We start from the raw sequence: 16,877 nt of genomic DNA on the forward strand, positions 1-16,877 counted from the left end.
GCGGCGTTCGGTGCGTGCTCTCGGCGTGCCGGGCGGAAGGCCTTGTAGCGGAGCTACCAGGCCTTTTGTCCGGTGCGGCGAGTGGGGGTCCCCCCCTGCTCGAAGAGCTTGGGGGAGCGTGCCGGGCGCTGCGGAGATCCATCAGAAGCCCCCTAGCTAGGCCCGCCCTCTGGAGCGAGCCGCCCGGGCAATGATCACCACGGCCTTCTCCAAGGCGTACTCGGGGTCGTCCCCGCCGCCCTTCACGCCCGCGTCCGCCTCGGCGACCGCGCGCAGCGCCACCGACACCCCGTCCGGGGTCCAACCCCGCATCTGCTGCCGCACCCGGTCGATCTTCCAGGGCGGCATCCCCAGCTCCCGCGCGAGATCGGCAGGCCGCCCGCCGCGCGCCGAGGACAGCTTCCCGATCGCCCGGACGCCCTGCGCCAGCGCGCTCGTGATCAACACCGGCGCCACCCCGGTCGACAGTGACCAGCGCAACGCCTCCAGCGCCTCCGCGGCCCGCCCCTCGACGGCCCGGTCGGCCACCGTGAAGCTCGACGCCTCCGCCCGCCCGGTGTAGTACCGCCCGACGACCGCCTCGTCGATCGTGCCCTCGACATCCGCGACCAGCTGCGAGACCGCCGACGCGAGCTCCCGCAGATCGCTCCCGATCGCGTCGACGAGCGCCTGGCACGCCTCCGGTGTGGCGGACCTCCCCACCGCGCGGAACTCCTGCCGCACGAACGCCAGCCGGTCCGCCGGCTTGGTCATCTTCGGGCAGGCCACCTCGCGCGCCCCCGCCTTGCGCGCGGCGTCGAGCAGGCCCTTGCCCTTGGCCCCGCCCGCGTGCAGCAGCACGAGGGTGATCTCCTCGGCGGGCGCCCCGAGGTACGCCTTCACGTCCTTGATCGTGTCGGCCGAGAGGTCCTGCGCGTTGTGCACGACCACGACCTTGCGCTCCGCGAAGAGCGACGGGCTCGTCAGCTCGGCGAGTGTGCCGGGCTGCACCTGGTCGGAGGTGAGGTCGCGTACGTCCGTGTCGGCGTCGGCGGCCTTCGCGGCGGCCACCACCTCCTGCACGGCGCGGTCGAGCAGCAGGTCCTCCTGGCCCACGGCGAGCGTCACCGGGGCGAGGGGGTCGTCATTCGTAGTCTTCCTGGCCATCGCGACAAGCATCCCACGCACCACTGACAGGCAGGACGAGCATCAGTGGGACCTACGCTTCAGCGAGGTTTACGGCTCTTCCCGCCAGCCCTCCCACTCGCCGGCGAACCGGTCCAGCTCGCCGGGATCCAGCCGCCCCTCCTCGTCCCTGAGGACGACCAGCCACTGCGCGTCCTCGGCGTCGTCCTCGCCGGCCAGCGCGTCCCTCACCAGCTGCGGCTCCTCGACGACCGCGAACCGCTCCCGCAGCGCCTCCACCACCTCTTCCGCGGCATCACGGTCGGGCAGCACCAGCACATGTCGCACATCACTCACGCCGGACATTGTCCGACACCGCTTCGCGGCCCGGCCGCTCAGCCCTTGCGCACGACCTGCACATCGAGGTCGACCCTGATGCTCGGCCCCACCACCGCGATGCCCCGCGCCAGCATCGTCTGCCAGCTCACCGTGAAGTCGTCCCGGTGCAGTTCCGTCGTGGCCCGGCAAGCCGCCCGCACCTCGCCCTCCAGACCGTTGCCCAGCCCCAGGTACTCCGTGTCCAGCGTGACCGTCCGCGTCACACCGTGCAGCGACAGCGCCCCGCTCACGGCCCACCGGTTGCCGCCCTTGTGCACGAACCGTTCGCTGTAGAACTCCAGGGTCGGGAACCGCTCGACGTCCAGGAAGTCCGCCGACCGCAGATGGTCGTCCCGCATCCGCAGGTTGGTGTCGATGGACGCCGCGTCGATCACCACGTGCATCGCCGAACGCTCCACCGGGTCGGCGACCCGTACAACTCCCGCGAAGGACTTGAACTGCCCGTGGATCCGGGCCAGTCCGATGTGCCGCGCGGTGAAACCGATCGAGGAGTGCGCCGGCTCGATCTCCCAGTCACCGGGATCGGGCAGCTCCGGCGGGCGGGCCGGCTGCAGCGTCACGTCCCCGAGCGACGCGAGCGCGTTCTCGGCGACCTGCGTGGTCGCCCGGTACGGCGTGTACCCCTCCGCGGACACCGCGAGCCGGTACTCCCCGGCGGGCACCGTGGTCATGAACGACCCGTACGGATCCGCTCCCCCGCTGACCACCGGTCGCCCCAGGGTGTCCGTGACCGCGAACTCCGCGTGCCTGACCGGCTCGTTGACCGGGTCGAGCGCCCGGCAGGCCAGCACCCCGGCGCTCGGCGGTGTCAGCACCGCCGCCAGAGGGCTCGTTCCTTGTACCCGAGGGGTGCGGCTTCCCCGCCAGCGGCCGATCATCCAGGCCTCCCTGTGTGACTCGACATCGCCTGTTGATCACTCTTGATCACAGCTGCCGAAGACGCATTCGACCACCAGTGAGGCTTTCGAGGCAACACGTGACCACATCACGGGAATCCAGCAGATGTGCTGGTACTACGCACGAGTAGCCCCGTGTGAACCGCATTGACCTCTAAACGGGGTTTCGCACGGTCGGCACCCTGTCGAGTTCGATCCCGAACCGCTCCCGGTACGCCCCGAGCACCTCCTCGTCCGTGCCCAGCTCCCGCTCCTCCCGCGTTCCCCCGGCCGCCGTCACCGTGAGCCTGCGCCCGCTGAGCGTGACCCTGCCTCCGTCCTCCGTCACCCGCGAACACACCAGCGACCGCGTGAAATGCGACACCGGCGAGGTGCTGTGCCACCACGCCCCGGCCGTGAAGTCGCCGAGCACCCGCGGCCGCACCTCCAGGCGGTACTGCGGTCTGCCGTCCCGGATCACGTCCAGGTCCGCCGCCTCCACCGTGTCGTGCCCCCCGCGCACCCCGGCCGCGTCCGGCTCCGCCTCGACGATCCGGAACGTGCCCGCCGGATCCTCCTGCTCCCCGCGGTCCCCGAACGCCAGCGGCAGATGGCTGTGCGCCCCGAAGCCGACATCGGCCAGCCAGTCACCCCCGTCCACCGTCCGCACGCGCAGCGCGAGATGGTCGTACGGGATCCCGAGCCGCGCCTCGTCCCCGTACACCCGCCCCGCGAGCAGCGCCACGTCGTACCCCAGTGCGGCGAGCAACGCCCCGAAGGAGCCGTTGAGTTCGTAGCAGAACCCGCCCCGCCTGGCGCCCACCACCTTGTCCAGCAGCCGCTTCTCCTCCAGCACGATCTCCTCGCCGAGGTGAATCGACAGATTCTCGAACGGAACGGTCCGCAGATGCCGCAGATGCAGCTCGCGCAGTACGTCGACGGTGGGCCACGCCGGATGCTCGACTCCCAGTCGGCGGAGATAGGCATCAACCTGTGCTGAGTTCATGCCCTCAGTCTCGTGCCACCCTCAGGTCTTTGCCCCCTCCCACAACCGCCAGGGCGCCGTCCCGGTCCGTCCGCAGCACCGCCGCGCCCCCGGCGCGCAGCGCCGCCACCGTGGCCGGTGCCGGATGCCCGTACCTGTTGTCCGCACCGCAACTGATCAGGGCCAGCCGCGGGGCCGCCCGGCGTATCAGACCGGGATCCTGGTAGGCCGAGCCGTGGTGGGCGACCTTGAGCACGTCCACGCCCTTGAGCGCCTCGGCCGCCGGTGACCTGGCCAGCGCCCGCTGGGCCGGGGGTTCGAGGTCCCCGAGGAGCAGCAGGCGCAGTCCGGCCGACCGGACCAGCATGGCGACACTGGCGTCGTTCGGCCCCTCCGGCACCGGGTGGGCCGCGAGCAGCGACGGGGACGAACCGGGCGGCAGGCCCGACGAACCCGGCGGCAGGCCCGGGGGCGGCCACACCACCTGCCAGGACAGCTCCCCCGTACGCCGCTGCTCCCCTGCCGCCGCCCGCGTCACCGGTACCCGCCGCGCCGCCGCCAGCCTCCTCACGAACGCGGCCTGATCCGCGGGCTCTTCGAACGCCGTCGTGGCGATCGCTCCCACCGCCCGTCCGCGCAGCACCCCTGGCAGGCCGGCGACGTGATCGGCGTGGAAGTGGGTGAGCACGACCAGCGGGATCCTGGTGACGCCGAGCGAGCGCAGGCAGTGGTCGACGAGCTGCGGGTCGGGCCCCGCGTCCACCACCACACCGGCGTTCTCGCCCGCAGCCAGCACCATGGCGTCCCCCTGCCCCACATCGCACATCACCAGCCGCCAGCCCGGCGGCGGCCAGCCCGTGAGGGTTCGGGTCAGTGGCGGCGGCTGTACCACCGCCACCGTCAGCACCAGGCCGCAGATCCCGCACCACCAGGGATGCCGGATGAGCCGCCGTCCCACGAGCACGACGACCAGGGTCACGGCGGCGAGCAGCGCCGCGCCCGCCCAACTGCCCGGCCAGTCCACTCCCGCCCCCGGCAGCGCCGCCCCCGTCCGGGCGATCCCCGCGATCCACTCGGCGGGCCAATGCGCGCACCACGCCAGTGCCTTGGCCACCGGCATCGCCATCGGGGCCGCGGCCAGTGCCGCGAAGCCCAGCACCGTGGCCGGCGCGATCGCGAACTCCGTGAGCAGATTGCACGGCACCGCCACCAGACTCACCCGAGCCGACAGCACGGCGACGACGGGCGCGCACAGCACCTGTGCGGCGGCAGCGGCGGCCAGTGCCTCGGCGAGTCTCGGCGGCACCCCGCGCCGCCGCAGACCGGTGCTCCAGCGCGGCGCGAGCGTGAGCAGCGCGCCGGTGGCCACGACGGAGAGCAGGAAGCCGTAACTCCGTGCCAGCCACGGGTCGTACAGCACCAGCAGCAGGACCGCCGTCGCCAGTGCCGGGATCATCGTTCTGCGGCGACCTGTCGCGAGGGCGAGCAGCGCGACGGCACCGCAGGCCGCGGCCCGCACCACGCTCGGATCGGGTCGGCACACCACGACGAACCCGAGGGAGAGCACGCCCCCGAGCACCGCCGTGCCCCGCAGGGAGATACCGAGGCGTGGCGCGATCCCCCGCCGCTCGACGCGCTGTGCCAGGCCCGGCGGCCCGAGCAGGAAGGCCAGGAGGATCGTGAAGTTGGCCCCGGACACGGCCAGTGTGTGGGTGAGGTCCGTCTCCTTGAAAGCCTCCTCCAGCTCCGGCGTGATGCGCGAGGTGTCTCCCACGACCAGCCCCGGCAGCAGTGCCCGGGCGTCCGACGGCAGTGAGTCGGTCGCCTCCCGCAGCCCGGCACGCAGCCGCCCGGCGAGCCGCTGGGCCCCCGAAGGCTCACCCACCACCTCGGGTCCGTCCCGGCCCCGCACCCGCAGCACGGCCGCGACCCGGTCGCCGCCCGTCATCGCGGGCGCCATCCGCGCACTGACCCGCAGCCGCGTCGACGGCAGCAGTTCCAGCCACGGCGACCGCCCCGGCCTCCCGGCCGTCCGACCGGAAGGGGACGCGTCCACGATCATCAGCACCGGCGTCCGTGTCGTCACCACCGCGCCGTCCGCCTGGTGGACGCGTCGCACACGGGCGTCGATCAGCACGGCCGTGGGAGTCACGTGATCGCCGCGGACCTTCGGCCGGGTGAGCCGCGGGTCGGACGTGAGCTCGACCTCGGCGGTCACCGTCGCGTACTCCCGTGCCAGACCGGGCACGGGCCCCCGGCGCAGATCCGCCCCGTGCAGCCCGGCGGAGACGGCGGCAGCGGCGACACACAGCAGCACGGCGCAGGCCGGCGCACGCGGCCACGACGCCGCTCTCGGCCGCCGAGCCGCCAGCAGGGCCGCGACGGCCAGACAGCCGGCCACGAGGACCAGAACCCAGCCCGGCGGCGCGCCCGGTACCAGCGCCGCCGTGGCCCAGGCCGCGAGGGCGGGAGGGACGAGCCGCAGGTCCGTGGGGCCTTCCTGGCGTGGGCGGGCGGCACCGAGCCGCGTGCCGGAGGAGGCGTGCACGGACGACCGGGCGGGAGGGGCCGGCTGGGATGTGCGGGCGCCGGAACCCGTCTCGGCCCGCCGCGTCGGCGGGTGCGGGAGGCGCCTCATGGCCGTACGAGATTCCGCAGGTCGGCGAAGCGGCGGTCTCCGAGAGGTAGAACTGTATCTAGCAAATCGCAAAGAAGCGGCCCCCGGGGGTGTTGGTAGCACCCGCCGAGGGCCTGACGGACCTACCTGACTAGACCAGGAGACCGCTGATGCAGAAGTCTGCCATCCGTCGTGACCGTCGCGCCACGCGCCGTACCCTCCGCGCCGTCCTCCGGCAGCGCTCCGCCGCCACCCGCCTGACCGCCTCCTGCCGGCGCCGCCCCCGCAGCCTCGCCACCGTGGCGATCGCCGCCGGGGTCGACCGCACCACCGCCGCCGGCTGCGCCAACGGCCTCCGGTCGGTCGCCAAGCGGATCGGCCTCACCCCGGCCGCGACCGCCCGCACCCGCCGCACCGTCCACGGTGGCCGCGCCCACCGCACCCACGGCGTCTCCCGCTACACCCTCGGCCAGGTCCGGATCCTCATCCGCTCCTACAAGCCGCGCAAGCCCGAGTACGTCGCCGCCGTCGCCCGCATCGCCGCCCTCGCCGGCACCGCCCGATGAGCCGCACCCCGGCCGAGCAGGCGCCCGCCACCACGGCGGGCGCCCTGCCTCCGGCCCTCCCCAGCAACCTCGCCGTCGCGACCCGCGTCGCGCAACTGCTCCTCGACGACTACGGCGACAGCAGCCGTGACGGCTTCTCCTACCCGGAGGCCTACGGTGCCCTCCGCGAGTCGCTCCGCCTGGTGCTGCGCGCCGTCGGCGCCGAGCCCGCCGTGTCTACCACGGTAGACACCGGCACCCCCGAGCCGCTGTACGGCGGGGACTTCGACCAGTTCGTCTCCGACGCCTACGACAGCCTCGCCGACAGCGACGCGGACGACGAGCCGGCGCGTTGCCCGGCCGCGCACCCCGAGGACCCCACCCCGTGCACGGGCCCGGTCGTCGTCACCGTCCTCGACGCCACGAACGCGGGCGCCGACGGGTGCGAGCACCACGGCGCCCGACTGCTCGCCTCCCTCGACGGAGGACGCGTCTACCCCCTGCCCGACGCCCCCGAGCAGGCCGCCATCCGCGTCTTCAAGACCGCCGACACCACCCACCCCTTCCCCTGGATCAACGCCCCGCGCACCCGCCCCGAGCAGCGCAGCCACGCCGAGAACCGCGCAAGGGGTGAGCGCGAGTGACTCAGCACCTCCCCCGCACGGTGACCGTGCCGGTCCTCGTCGTGAAGTCCCTGGAGATCGACGAACCCGACTGGTGCGCCGGCAGCCACGGCGGCCACCCGAAGTCGAAGGTCGACCTCGTCCACTACGGCCCCGAGCACGCCATCGGCGCGAACGGCATCGACCTGTTCCGCGCCATGCTCGCCCAGACCCCGTACGCCGACCGCGCCACCACCGACGTGGTCCTCTACGTCGAGCAGCAGGACCTCACCGGGTCGTACACGCCCGACGAGGTCGAGGAGCTGGCCGACGCCCTCGTCGAAGCCGCCGCCCGGCTGCGCGCCCTCGGCCGTGAGCTCGCCGAGATCCTCGCCCGAGGTGACCGATGAGCGGCACCGCCCTGGTGAGTCGACCGACCGAGGCTGCCGCCCTGCGCGCGGCGGCCCGGTCCGCCCGGCCCCTCCCCTCTGTCCCCGCCCTGATGGCCGCGCTGCTCGAAGCGAACGAGCGCCGCGACCGCGAGGGCGTCTGCCTCGCCGCGCACCGTGCCGTGCGCGCCGCCGCCCCGAAGGAGTTGGGCGAATGAACCCCGTACTCACCTGGGCGCAAGCCCACCCCCTGCCCGCGGTCCTCGTGGCCGTCGTGGTCCTGGCCGCTGTCGTCGCGCTCGCCGTGGCTGGCCGACGGGCCGCGCGCCGCACCCCGGCCGCCGTCCTGGTCGCCGCGCTCGCCGCCCTCGCGTGCACCGCGTACAGCGGTGACACGTCGTGGCGGTTCGCTGAGCACAGCCTCGACATGGTGTCGACAGCCGAGCGCGCGGCGATGTTCGCCGCCGCTGAGCTCGCCCTGTTCGCCTGCGCCCTGATGGCCCGCCAGAACCTCCGCACCCACGGAGCGCCCGGCGCCCCCGGGGTCCTGGTGTGGGTCATCACCGGCGTCCAGGTCATCCCCGCCTACTCCGAGTCCGGCATCGTCGGCGGCACCGTCCGCGCCGTCGTCGGCCCGGTCCTCGCCGCCCTGCTGTGGCACCTCGCCATGGGCATCGAGCTCCGGCACGCCAAGCCCGGCACCGACTCCGGCAGCCTGCCCGCCCTGCTCGCCCGCGAGGCGCGCGAGCGGCTGCTGTCCCGCCTCGGGCTGGCCACCCGCGACCGCACCGCCGAGCAGATCACCCGCGACCGGTGGACCGTCAAGGCCGTCGCCCTGGCCGCCAGGCTCGCCGATATGGGCCCCAAGGCCCGCGGTCGTGCCCGGGTGGCCCGGCGCCTGTCCGTGGCCGTGGGCAAGGCGCAGGCCGACGCGTCCGAGGAGCAGCGCACCAAGCTGCTGGAGCTGCTCGCCGCCCGCCGGCACGCCGCCTCCCTCGCCACGATCGCCCTGCCGTCGCCGTGGCAGGACGACATCGAGGTGACCGTCGAGCGGGTGCCCGAGGAGCGGCCCGAGCTTCCACCCGCCCCGCGCCCGACGGTGGTCCCGGACGGTGTGCGGCTGCTGCCGATCGTGGCCCGGCCCGAGCCGGTCGAGATGACCACCCGGCAGAGCTTGCTGCACGTCTGGAAGGACGCCCCGAAGTTCCCGCGCGACAGTTCCGCGCCGCGCTGGACGGTCGCGCAGGCGGTCACCCCGGACACCACGGCGGTGGACCCGTGGGCGCACAAGTTCCCGTTCCAGACGACCATCGGCCAGCCCCCGCCCGTGACCAACGCTCTGCCCGCCGAGACCGGTCGCCAGGTGGTCACTGAGCAGATCATTCGCACCCCGTCTGAACTGCGCCGTGAGGCCCGCAGGCTGAACCGGGAGGCGGTCAGGTCGACGAACCGGCCGGTGACCATCAAGACGTTGCAGGACGAACTCGGCCTGTCGCGTCGAGAAGCGACCGACCTGCGCCGCGATGTCGTCGGAGGTGAGCGGTCATGAAGTGGCTTCTCCTCGGCGCCCTGCTCGGTGTGCTGCTCGCCGTCCCGCAGGCCCTCGACGTGACCGCGTCCGTCGTCGACGGGGTGGCATCCAAGCCCCTGCTCGTCGCGTTCGTCCTCGGTGCCGTAGCGCGCCCGTACCTGCCCCTGCCGGGGAGGTGGGCGCGATGACCGAGCCGACCCCCCTCGACAAGGCCGAGGCCGCCGTCCGCGAGGCCGAGGGCAGCACAGACGTCGCCCGGATCGTCGCCGCCGTCCTCGCGACCCAGCAGGCCATGCAGCAGCAGGCCCCGACGCCGGCACAGCACTGCCAGCACCACCAGCCGAAGCAGCGCCGCAGCGCGGGCGAGTGGCTCGGCATCGCCTGCGCCGTGTGCGTCGGCGGCGTCGGCATCGCGTTCGCGTCGGTCGCGCTGGCCATCCTCGGCGGCGTCGCCGCGATCGTCGTCCTCGTCCTGCGGGACATGTGGCGCGACTACCAGAAAGGCCGCTGACCATGCAGAACACGCCCGTAGAGATCATCTCGTTCGGCTACCTGCACGACGCCCCGCCCAGCGCGCACCTGACCGTCGACCTGCGCCACCACTTCCGGGACCCGCACGTCTCCCCGAAGCTGCGCTACATGACCGCGGCCGACGAGCCGGTACGGCTGGCCGTCCTGACCACGCCCGGCATTCAGCATCTGGTGTCTAGCGTCGTCGACTGCGTGGCCGCGTTCGCTGCCGGGCCGTCCGCCGGAGCGGTCACCGTCGCCTCCGGGTGCGCGGGCGGCCGGCACCGGGCCCCGACGGTCGCTCAGGCTCTCGCCGACCAGCTCACCGCCCGCGGCTACGACGTCAGCCTCCGGCACCGGGACCTCGACAAGCCCGTCGTGCAGCGCTGACCTGCCCTTCCGTCCCCCGTTCGGTGTCTGGCATGCCAGACATCTGCGGGGGTGCGGTGGGGCCGGACAGCCCGGCCCGCCCGAGAGGAGCCCCGATGCCTGAGCCCGACGTGAAGCTGACGCTCGGCGAGAAGGCCGCCATCGTCCGCCTGGAACTCCGAGGAGCCCGCCGCGCCGCCGCCGGCATCACCCACCAGCCCGACATCGACCGCGGCATCGAGCGCATCAAGGAGAAGGCCCGGAAGCGGGCCGCGAAGAAGTAGCTCCACCCCGGGGCGGCCGTCAGCTGCCAGGCAAAACCGGCCACCCCGGGCCCCTGCAATTCCGTCACGCAATACGTCACGAAACAGGAGAGGCCATCATGACGGACACCCTGCCCAAGCCCGCAATCAACGGGCACGACAAGCCGCAGGTGAGCCTGCTCAAGTTCGCGCCCGAGCAGCCCACCGTCGAGGAGACGACCGAGGTCGAGGCCGTTGACCGGCCGGATAACCCGCTGGCCGACTGGCTGACCGTCCCGGACCTGCCGATCCTCCCGCCCTGGGCCCGCTCCGCGGCGTCCCTGAAGGCCAACACGGCGGCGTTCTGCCGGCTGTCCTGGTGGCACTCCCGCTACCACCTGCTGCGCGTCCCCAAGTACGCGTTCCGCATGACGTGGCTCGCCACAAAGGGCCTGTGGCGGGCATCCCGCGGCCTGTGGCCGACGCTCACCGCGCACGACCAGAGCGCAGCCGTGAAGGCCCTGCGCGCGCAGTTGAAGGTCAAGCCCGACGACGTCGACCTCGCCGTCCGGTACGCGCTGCTGCACCGCGAACGCACCCTCGCCCGCCGCTGGCGCTTCGGCGCCGCTGCGATCGCTGTAGTGGGCGCTGCCACAGGCTGGCCGCTGGCGCCGACGCCCCTGCAGGCCGGCATGGCCGCCGCCGTGACGATCCCCCTCGTCTTCCTGGGCCGGGGCGATGACGTGCAGCTGCTCGACAACCCGACGCCGCCGCTGCGGGTCGACATGACCGCCCAGCAGCTCAACGACGCCCTGCGCGCTGCGGGCCTGCTGAAGCAGGGCAAGGGCGACGACGACGGGCCGCGCGTCACCTGCGTCATGGGCCCGGTCCGTGACGGGCGCGGCTGGGCCGTCATCTTCGACCTGCCCAAGGGCGGCGGGAAGACCGCCGCTGACGTGCTCGCCAAGCGCACGGCCATCGCCGCCGAGCTCGGCGGCGACGAGATCCAGGTCATCGCCTCCCGCGTCCGTGCGGCGGCCGGCGGCAACGCCGGGCGGGTGTCCATGTGGGTCGCGGACGACGACCCCTACCTCGGCGACCCGGTGCCGTCGCCGCTGGTCAAGGCCGAGACGTTCTCCGTGTGGGACCCGATCCCGTTCGGGCAGGACGCCCGCGGCACCCGCATCACCGTGCCCGTCATGTGGCAGTCGCTGTTCTTCGGCGGCCTGCCCCGCCGCGGTAAGACGTTCACGCAGCGCCTCATGACCGCGGCCGGGCTGCTCGATCCCTACGTGCGGCACTACGTCGCCGACGGCAAGGGCGGAGCCGACTGGATGCCCATGAAGGCCGTCGCGCACCGCCTCGTCATGGGCGCCGAGGACGACGCCGTCGAGGCATTGAAGGCCATGCTGAAGGAGCTGCTGGCCGAGATGGAGCGCCGCTTCGTCCTGCTGCGCGGCCTGCCCGTCTCCGTGTGCCCCGAGGGCAAGCTGACCCCGGCGATCGTCGAGAAGTACAACCTGCCGGTCATCTTCGTGACCATCGACGAGTTGCAGGAGTACTTCACCGCCATGGAGAAGGAGGACCGCGACCAGGTCATCAACGACCTGTGCCGCATCGCCCGGCGCGGCCCGGCAGCCGGGTTCATCAGCAACTTCGCCTCGCAGCGGCCCGACGCCGACTCGGTGCCGACCAAGCTGCGGGAGATCATCACCCTGCGGTACTGCACGCAGGTCGTCGACCAGACCTCCAGCGACATGGTGCTCGGCAAGGGCAAGGCCGCCCAGGGCGCGGACGCTTCCGTGCTGTCCGAGGACCACAAGGGCACCGGCGTGCTCGTCACCGGCCCCGCCTCGTTCGTCACCGTGCGCGCCGACTTCCTGCCCGGCCCCGACTTCGCCGAACTGTGCCAGCGCGGCCGCGCCCTGCGGCAGAAGCACAACCAGCTCACCGGCGACGCCGTCAAGGACGTCACCGCCGCGGCTGACCAGGCCGGCTTCACCATCGCGCCCGTGCTGTCCGACTGCCTCACGGTGATGCGGCACACCGCCCGCATGCACACCGTGGACCTGCTCCAGCGGCTGGAGAACCTCGACCAGGACTACGGCGACTGGGACGCCGAACGCCTCGCCAAGGAGCTGGAGGACGCGGGCGTGAAGCGCACCACGAAGCAGGTGAACATCGGCGGGAAGAACCTCGCCGGCTACCGGCGCGAGGACCTTGAGGCGGCCGTTCCGCCCGAGTTGCTCGACGCCCGGTAGACCCCTCCCCCTCTACAAGCACCGCCCGGACACCCCTGCGGTCCCCCTCTACCCACACCAGTGGATCTAGAGGGGGGCCGCTATCCGCGTATAGGGGGGTGTAGTGGCCGCTGACCTGCGCAGTAGTGGCCATAGAGGGGGTGGGCGGCGCATCTCTGGGAGCCGTTTCCGCGCCGGATCAGGGTTCGCACGCGACCCCGTCGCCGTCACGGTCCAGGTGCGGCCCGTACCCGGGCTCTCCGACGAACAACGGCGCGGCGCCGGCAGCCCGAGCCTCATCGCAGTTCTCGTAGTACACATCCTCGGCCGGACTGCTCGCTGGCGGCTCCGACGTCGCTTCCTCGGTGGTCGTCTCGGTCTCCGTAACCGTGGCGGTGGGCACGGTTGGCACCTCGGTATCTGCGGTCGGCAGCCCGGTCGCATCTGGCGATGCAGGGGGCGACGTGTCCACGCTGCTGCTCGTCACAGGTGGCCCTTCGGGCTCGTCCTCCGCCGCCCCGCACGCTTCCAGTACGCCGCCCAACGCGATGAACGCGATCAGTAACCCCAGCACGATGACCACGATGCGGGCCAACAGGCCCATGCGAGCCCACCATCGCCGTATCGGGCCGTCACGTCTCGCGCTGCCAGCCATGGCAACCTCCTGCCGACCAGCCCCACGTCAAGTGCACCACCGGCTCCAAAAGTCCGCACCTCAGCCGCACAGGAGGCCAAGGAGTCGCAGATGATCCGGCCCGGACACCTCTCTGGCCACCAGGCCGATACCATCCCCACCTCGCACAATCCCTGGGGGGGACCATGGGCGCGCCCACACATCACTTCACACAACCATCCGAGCCGACCGGGGCCGGAGGCTGCTTGTTCGCAGCAGCTGCCGCCGTCCTCCTCCCGGCAGCCCTGCTCATTTGGGTCGACGGGAACGGAATCGGAGCCCTCTTCCTTGTCCTGCCACTCATCGGCGGCGCTATCGCACTCGGCATAAGCTGGGACCGACGAGCGGCCGAGCTTCAGCACGTTCTTATGCTGCAGTCCACCGAGGTGGCCCGCTACCACGCCATGAACCCGCGCGAGTTCGAGCACGCCATCGCCTTCCTCTGCGAGCGCGACGGCTGCTCGGGCGTCCAAGTGGTGGGAGGCGCCGGGGATCTCGGGGCGGATGTCATTGCTACGGCCCCAGACGGCCAGCGGGTCGTCATCCAGTGCAAGCGGTACGGCCCCACCACCAAGGTCGGCTCACCTGACCTTCAGCGGTTCGGAGGGACCTGCTACAGCGTCCACGGCGCCCAGATCGCCGCAGTCGTCACCACCTCAGTCTTCACCCGGCCAGCAGCCCAGTACGCAGGGCACCATGGCATCCGGATGTTCGACGAGAGCGCCCTCGCCGCGTGGGCCACCCGCACCGGACCAGCTCCTTGGATGCAGTAAACGCCAGGCGCCGCGGCGCCACGCCTCCGGCTGCGCGTCGGCCGGCGGGCACACAACGCGTGGCGCTGCACCCACCAGGCTGGCGTCCGCTGACGCATCGACCGCGCTGCCGATGGGCAGCGTCCAACGGATCGTCCGACACGAAGGAGCATGCGCATGAGCAGCAAGCCAGCTGTCCCCTACGGCCACTTAGCCGTGCCCGCCGACATTCTGGCCACCGCCCTGTACGGGCTCGGCCAGTACGAGGCCGCCGCGATCGAGCAGAGGGGGGACGGGCTACGTCCCAGCACCAAGGTGTGCGAGGCGGTCGTGTGGCTGTGGGAGAACGGGCACCGAGACGAGGCCACCAGCCTGATCGGCACGGTCTGTGCCGTTCTGCGCGGTCGGCCTGTGCCTGGGGGCTCAGGACGGATCACGCATACGGCTGTGATTGACGCGTTCGGTGTGGAGCTCGCAGAGCTTGGCATGCCGCTGGAGGGCGGATGGCCGCCTGTCGCCGAGTACCTCACCCGCGAGGTGCCGCGCGGGTTCTGACCACCGTCATCAGGGAGGGCAGGGAGGCAGGTCGCGGGTCCCTCCAGGGCCCCGCATACGGGGGTTCTGTCACCCTCGCGCCGCCTCCCGCCCTGTCGCGGCTAGGGGTTTGGAGGATCACTGGTCAGCCTTGTACGAATTCGTGATAGCTCGCGGGTATGCGGACCCCGCGGCCTGCTTGCTCCATCCGCTCAAGGATCTGTCGAGCATGGTCCCACTCCAGATCCCCACTGAAATGGAAGTCCGCGAGCAGTCGAGTGGTGTCCCAAGCGGTGAGGCTGCGACGCCCTGCCATGCGGCTCGCGTCTCGGTCGTCGGTCAGCAGTACCGCCCCGGAGAGCTCAGCACGCGTGAGTATCGCGTGAATGGACTCGGCCTCTCCCAGATGGAGGGTCGGCTCGTTGCGAGTACCACCAAGCGCGGTACGGAGACGACCGACGTCTTTCCGGTCCTCCACCCGGTTGAGCTCGATCGGCTCACCAAGCCAGCTCTCATCAAGCAGACGCTGCAGTCCCGGAAAGTTGTGGACCCATTTGCGCAGCTCAGCATCCACAGCCTGCGTGCAACGAGGCGTGCGGACCGAAAGGCCGGAGTTGAGCACCTCCATATCGCCTGACGCAGCAAAGTTGATCAAAGAGCAGGCGTCGGTCACCAGGATCGTCACGGAGTGAACACCGGTTCCTTGTCGTCGGCCACCTCGCTTGCCGCGCCGTCCAAGGCCTCATGGAGCAACTCCGCATCGCAGCCGAGGACGCGCGCCGGCCACTGAGCGCTGATGTCGCCTGCCACGAATGCCCGCAGTGAACGCAGCACGAGTGCCTCTGGTGGCCGCTGCCTGCTCTGATGCTTAACCAGGTCGAAGTAGCGGTCTTCCCAACCGCCCTTTCGCGCCGCCTCGGCTGCGGACATGCTGGCGAGCCTGCTCCGCTCGGCGTCATCGACGAGGTCTAGATTCTTCAGCCGCCACGCCAGAGCGTCGGAGGAGACGAGGAACACGCCGACCAGGGACGCGAACAATGCTGGCGTCACCGTGCCTTTGACGTGTTCCCGGACCTCTTGCTCTGGCATCAGCAGCGCGGCCGCGAATGCATTGGCGCGCATTTCTGGGATGCGGTGGTGCGTCGACATCACGTCCGTGTCGACGAGGAGGCCCTGGGTGTCAACGTCGCCCGCCAGGTGATGCTCCAGTTCGTGAGCCAGAGTGAAGCGTTGACGGCTCCAGGCGGCATCAGTGTTGATCACTATGATTCGGCAGTCCCCGCTCCGCCAGGAGAGGCCGTCGAAGCCGGGGCCGAACGTCTGGGCGGTGACGTGAATACCAAAGGCGCCTTCGATCGCGCTGGGCATGTCGGCACGGAAGTCGTCGGGGAGGAGCTTGCGCGCAGCAACAGCCAGCGTGGGCCCGTCGGCGATCGCTAGTCCACTGAGCGTAGGGCGCTCCCAGTCAGCGAGCGGTGAAAGGACCTTCGCGATGCCGAGATCGTTGAGCGCGGCCTCAGTCTCATCGAGGGCCTCGGCACGCTTCACAGCCACCTCCCACGCCGGCGACTCATGCGAGTCGTCGCGTGCGGCGAGCGCGGCCGTCGGCGGCTGTTTCCCACTGAGGAGATAGTCCACGGTTGTATGGAACTGCTCCGCGATGGCCGCCAACTCAAAGGTAGAGAAGTGGCGATCCCCGCCGAGGGACAGGGACAGTTTCGGCTTCGTGATTCCGATGGCTTCGGCCAGTTGGGTCTGGTTCATCCCCGCGGCTTGCATCAGTGACCGGACGCGGTTCTGTAGGGCTTCTTCCTCGTTCGGCATGCCTCCAGGATACCCGCAATTTTCGAAAATCGAAACAGGTTGCACGCGCTCCCACCTGCGCAAATGATCTCCAGTGGCATGAAAACTGCTGCTCAAGCAGCCTGCGGAGCCCTTGGGTCCCGAGGGGCGTCTCGCCGGCGGGCCACCTGTCGTGTTCCGCTAGCTGGCTAGGGATCCATGGAAGCCATACCCGCCAGCCTGGCGTACCAGGGAAGAGCCTGCACACTGGCCCACCCGCACGGGCAAACCCTGCCATCGAGTGGAGTCTCACGCACCCTACCGGGACAGAGTCTCGACATGGCAGACTCAGCGAATCAAGATCACGGATCGAAGCGTCCGGACGACTGCCTTGGCCACTGCCTGACACCCGCCGAAAGGCGGCGCACCCTCCTCGGCGACAAGGTCATCGCAGAGATCCACGCACGTGTCGATGCGGCTCCCGACCCATCTCCAGATCTGGTCGAGCAACTCCGCCGGATCATGACGAGCCCCCGCGGATCCCCGCCCAAGCCTCGACCCACGGGACCCTGCTGCGCCCGACGCCACGAGTGCGAGGGTGCCCGGCCAGATCAACACCCCGCGAAGGGGACCCAGCATGATCGCCCAGAGCCGAGCGCCGAATCATGACTCGCCACGCCGCCCGTGCTGTAGCCCCGGGCGACGAGAGCAGCTGAATCGTGAGCGGC

Annotated in this window: 20 protein-coding genes; 12 read left to right on the plus strand and 8 right to left on the minus strand. The window is 71.4% G+C overall.

What is annotated here, in order from left to right:
- Positions 1-156: 156 nt before the first annotated feature.
- The 5 genes from holA to ACZ5TL_RS08255 all read right to left on the minus strand — a co-directional run bounded on the left by holA (position 157) and on the right by ACZ5TL_RS08255 (position 6,001).
- Positions 157-1,146, minus strand: coding sequence for a DNA polymerase III subunit delta (holA, locus tag ACZ5TL_RS08235; protein ID WP_468588582.1), 990 nt, complete (start codon positions 1,144-1,146; stop codon positions 157-159).
- A 69-nt stretch (positions 1,147-1,215) separates the two neighbouring features.
- On the minus strand, positions 1,216-1,461 hold the full coding sequence (locus tag ACZ5TL_RS08240) for a hypothetical protein (protein ID WP_468588583.1): 246 nt from the start codon (positions 1,459-1,461) through the stop codon (positions 1,216-1,218).
- A 38-nt stretch (positions 1,462-1,499) separates the two neighbouring features.
- A complete protein-coding gene (locus tag ACZ5TL_RS08245; RefSeq protein WP_468588584.1) occupies positions 1,500-2,381 on the minus strand; it encodes a YceI family protein in 882 nt (293 codons plus the stop codon).
- A 172-nt stretch (positions 2,382-2,553) separates the two neighbouring features.
- Complete coding sequence (locus ACZ5TL_RS08250) at positions 2,554-3,384, minus strand: arylamine N-acetyltransferase family protein (RefSeq protein WP_468588585.1); 831 nt, start codon at positions 3,382-3,384, stop codon at positions 2,554-2,556.
- A gap of 4 nt (positions 3,385-3,388) precedes the next feature.
- Complete coding sequence (locus ACZ5TL_RS08255; RefSeq protein ID WP_468588586.1) at positions 3,389-6,001, minus strand: ComEC/Rec2 family competence protein; 2,613 nt, start codon at positions 5,999-6,001, stop codon at positions 3,389-3,391.
- 149 nt (positions 6,002-6,150) lie between these two features.
- On the opposite strand from ACZ5TL_RS08255, the gene ACZ5TL_RS08260 reads away from it, so the two are divergent.
- The 10 genes from ACZ5TL_RS08260 to ACZ5TL_RS08305 all read left to right on the plus strand — a co-directional run bounded on the left by ACZ5TL_RS08260 (position 6,151) and on the right by ACZ5TL_RS08305 (position 12,429).
- Positions 6,151-6,546, plus strand: coding sequence for a hypothetical protein (locus ACZ5TL_RS08260; protein WP_468588587.1), 396 nt, complete (start codon positions 6,151-6,153; stop codon positions 6,544-6,546).
- A complete protein-coding gene (locus tag ACZ5TL_RS08265) occupies positions 6,543-7,169 on the plus strand; it encodes a hypothetical protein (protein WP_468588588.1) in 627 nt (208 codons plus the stop codon). Before ACZ5TL_RS08260 ends, ACZ5TL_RS08265 begins: the two co-directional genes overlap by 4 nt.
- On the plus strand, positions 7,166-7,537 hold the full coding sequence (locus tag ACZ5TL_RS08270; protein ID WP_468588589.1) for a DUF6907 domain-containing protein: 372 nt from the start codon (positions 7,166-7,168) through the stop codon (positions 7,535-7,537). Before ACZ5TL_RS08265 ends, ACZ5TL_RS08270 begins: the two co-directional genes overlap by 4 nt.
- Positions 7,534-7,734, plus strand: a complete 201-nt coding sequence (locus ACZ5TL_RS08275; protein ID WP_468588590.1) for a hypothetical protein — start codon at positions 7,534-7,536, stop codon at positions 7,732-7,734. Before ACZ5TL_RS08270 ends, ACZ5TL_RS08275 begins: the two co-directional genes overlap by 4 nt.
- Positions 7,731-9,065: a hypothetical protein gene (locus ACZ5TL_RS08280; RefSeq protein ID WP_468588591.1), complete on the plus strand. Its 1,335-nt coding sequence runs from the start codon at positions 7,731-7,733 to the stop codon at positions 9,063-9,065. Before ACZ5TL_RS08275 ends, ACZ5TL_RS08280 begins: the two co-directional genes overlap by 4 nt.
- Positions 9,062-9,235 (plus strand): hypothetical protein, encoded by a 174-nt coding sequence (locus ACZ5TL_RS08285; protein WP_468588592.1) that lies wholly within the window; start codon positions 9,062-9,064, stop codon positions 9,233-9,235. The genes ACZ5TL_RS08280 and ACZ5TL_RS08285 overlap by 4 nt, the downstream gene beginning before the upstream one ends.
- Positions 9,232-9,558: a hypothetical protein gene (locus tag ACZ5TL_RS08290; RefSeq protein WP_468588593.1), complete on the plus strand. Its 327-nt coding sequence runs from the start codon at positions 9,232-9,234 to the stop codon at positions 9,556-9,558. Before ACZ5TL_RS08285 ends, ACZ5TL_RS08290 begins: the two co-directional genes overlap by 4 nt.
- A 2-nt stretch (positions 9,559-9,560) precedes the next feature.
- Entirely contained in the window at positions 9,561-9,947 is a 387-nt protein-coding gene (locus tag ACZ5TL_RS08295; RefSeq protein ID WP_468588594.1) for a RapZ C-terminal domain-containing protein, read from the plus strand.
- A gap of 95 nt (positions 9,948-10,042) precedes the next feature.
- Positions 10,043-10,210, plus strand: coding sequence for a DUF6257 family protein (locus ACZ5TL_RS08300; protein WP_468588595.1), 168 nt, complete (start codon positions 10,043-10,045; stop codon positions 10,208-10,210).
- 98 nt (positions 10,211-10,308) lie between these two features.
- Positions 10,309-12,429: an FtsK/SpoIIIE domain-containing protein gene (locus ACZ5TL_RS08305; RefSeq protein WP_468588596.1), complete on the plus strand. Its 2,121-nt coding sequence runs from the start codon at positions 10,309-10,311 to the stop codon at positions 12,427-12,429.
- Between the two features lie 178 nt (positions 12,430-12,607).
- On the opposite strand, the gene ACZ5TL_RS08310 is transcribed toward ACZ5TL_RS08305, so the two are convergent.
- Positions 12,608-13,012, minus strand: a complete 405-nt coding sequence (locus tag ACZ5TL_RS08310; protein WP_468588597.1) for an excalibur calcium-binding domain-containing protein — start codon at positions 13,010-13,012, stop codon at positions 12,608-12,610.
- Between the two features lie 437 nt (positions 13,013-13,449).
- Here ACZ5TL_RS08310 and ACZ5TL_RS08315 point away from each other — a divergent pair, with 437 nt between their 5' ends.
- Complete coding sequence (locus tag ACZ5TL_RS08315) at positions 13,450-13,854, plus strand: restriction endonuclease (RefSeq protein ID WP_468588598.1); 405 nt, start codon at positions 13,450-13,452, stop codon at positions 13,852-13,854.
- A gap of 156 nt (positions 13,855-14,010) precedes the next feature.
- Positions 14,011-14,388 (plus strand): hypothetical protein, encoded by a 378-nt coding sequence (locus tag ACZ5TL_RS08320; RefSeq protein ID WP_468588599.1) that lies wholly within the window; start codon positions 14,011-14,013, stop codon positions 14,386-14,388.
- Positions 14,389-14,512: 124 nt separating this feature from the next.
- Here ACZ5TL_RS08320 and ACZ5TL_RS08325 read toward each other — a convergent pair whose 3' ends face one another.
- Both ACZ5TL_RS08325 and ACZ5TL_RS08330 read right to left on the minus strand, forming a co-directional pair.
- Positions 14,513-15,052: a PIN domain-containing protein gene (locus tag ACZ5TL_RS08325; RefSeq protein WP_468588600.1), complete on the minus strand. Its 540-nt coding sequence runs from the start codon at positions 15,050-15,052 to the stop codon at positions 14,513-14,515.
- Positions 15,049-16,191, minus strand: coding sequence for a helix-turn-helix domain-containing protein (locus ACZ5TL_RS08330; RefSeq protein ID WP_468588601.1), 1,143 nt, complete (start codon positions 16,189-16,191; stop codon positions 15,049-15,051). Before ACZ5TL_RS08330 ends, ACZ5TL_RS08325 begins: the two co-directional genes overlap by 4 nt.
- Between the last annotated feature and the right edge of the window lie 686 nt (positions 16,192-16,877).

Source organism: Streptomyces sp. NPDC033136, from assembly GCF_055578235.1.

Excerpts from the sequence above, each read along its gene's own strand:
- ACZ5TL_RS08330 (WP_468588601.1), bottom strand. The coding sequence starts at position 16,191 with ATGCCGAACGAGGAAGAAGCCCTACAGAACCGCGTCCGGTCACTGATG.
- ACZ5TL_RS08310 (WP_468588597.1), bottom strand. The coding sequence starts at position 13,012 with ATGGGCCTGTTGGCCCGCATCGTGGTCATCGTGCTGGGGTTACTGATC.
- ACZ5TL_RS08255 (WP_468588586.1), bottom strand. The coding sequence starts at position 6,001 with ATGAGGCGCCTCCCGCACCCGCCGACGCGGCGGGCCGAGACGGGTTCC.
- ACZ5TL_RS08290 (WP_468588593.1), top strand. The coding sequence starts at position 9,232 with ATGACCGAGCCGACCCCCCTCGACAAGGCCGAGGCCGCCGTCCGCGAG.
- ACZ5TL_RS08305 (WP_468588596.1), top strand. The coding sequence starts at position 10,309 with ATGACGGACACCCTGCCCAAGCCCGCAATCAACGGGCACGACAAGCCG.
- ACZ5TL_RS08250 (WP_468588585.1), bottom strand. The coding sequence starts at position 3,384 with ATGAACTCAGCACAGGTTGATGCCTATCTCCGCCGACTGGGAGTCGAG.
- ACZ5TL_RS08320 (WP_468588599.1), top strand. The coding sequence starts at position 14,011 with ATGAGCAGCAAGCCAGCTGTCCCCTACGGCCACTTAGCCGTGCCCGCC.
- ACZ5TL_RS08295 (WP_468588594.1), top strand. The coding sequence starts at position 9,561 with ATGCAGAACACGCCCGTAGAGATCATCTCGTTCGGCTACCTGCACGAC.
- ACZ5TL_RS08285 (WP_468588592.1), top strand. The coding sequence starts at position 9,062 with ATGAAGTGGCTTCTCCTCGGCGCCCTGCTCGGTGTGCTGCTCGCCGTC.
- ACZ5TL_RS08275 (WP_468588590.1), top strand. The coding sequence starts at position 7,534 with ATGAGCGGCACCGCCCTGGTGAGTCGACCGACCGAGGCTGCCGCCCTG.
- ACZ5TL_RS08260 (WP_468588587.1), top strand. The coding sequence starts at position 6,151 with ATGCAGAAGTCTGCCATCCGTCGTGACCGTCGCGCCACGCGCCGTACC.
- ACZ5TL_RS08315 (WP_468588598.1), top strand. The coding sequence starts at position 13,450 with ATGCTGCAGTCCACCGAGGTGGCCCGCTACCACGCCATGAACCCGCGC.
- ACZ5TL_RS08245 (WP_468588584.1), bottom strand. The coding sequence starts at position 2,381 with ATGATCGGCCGCTGGCGGGGAAGCCGCACCCCTCGGGTACAAGGAACG.
- ACZ5TL_RS08265 (WP_468588588.1), top strand. The coding sequence starts at position 6,543 with ATGAGCCGCACCCCGGCCGAGCAGGCGCCCGCCACCACGGCGGGCGCC.
- ACZ5TL_RS08280 (WP_468588591.1), top strand. The coding sequence starts at position 7,731 with ATGAACCCCGTACTCACCTGGGCGCAAGCCCACCCCCTGCCCGCGGTC.
- holA (WP_468588582.1), bottom strand. The coding sequence starts at position 1,146 with ATGGCCAGGAAGACTACGAATGACGACCCCCTCGCCCCGGTGACGCTC.
- ACZ5TL_RS08300 (WP_468588595.1), top strand. The coding sequence starts at position 10,043 with ATGCCTGAGCCCGACGTGAAGCTGACGCTCGGCGAGAAGGCCGCCATC.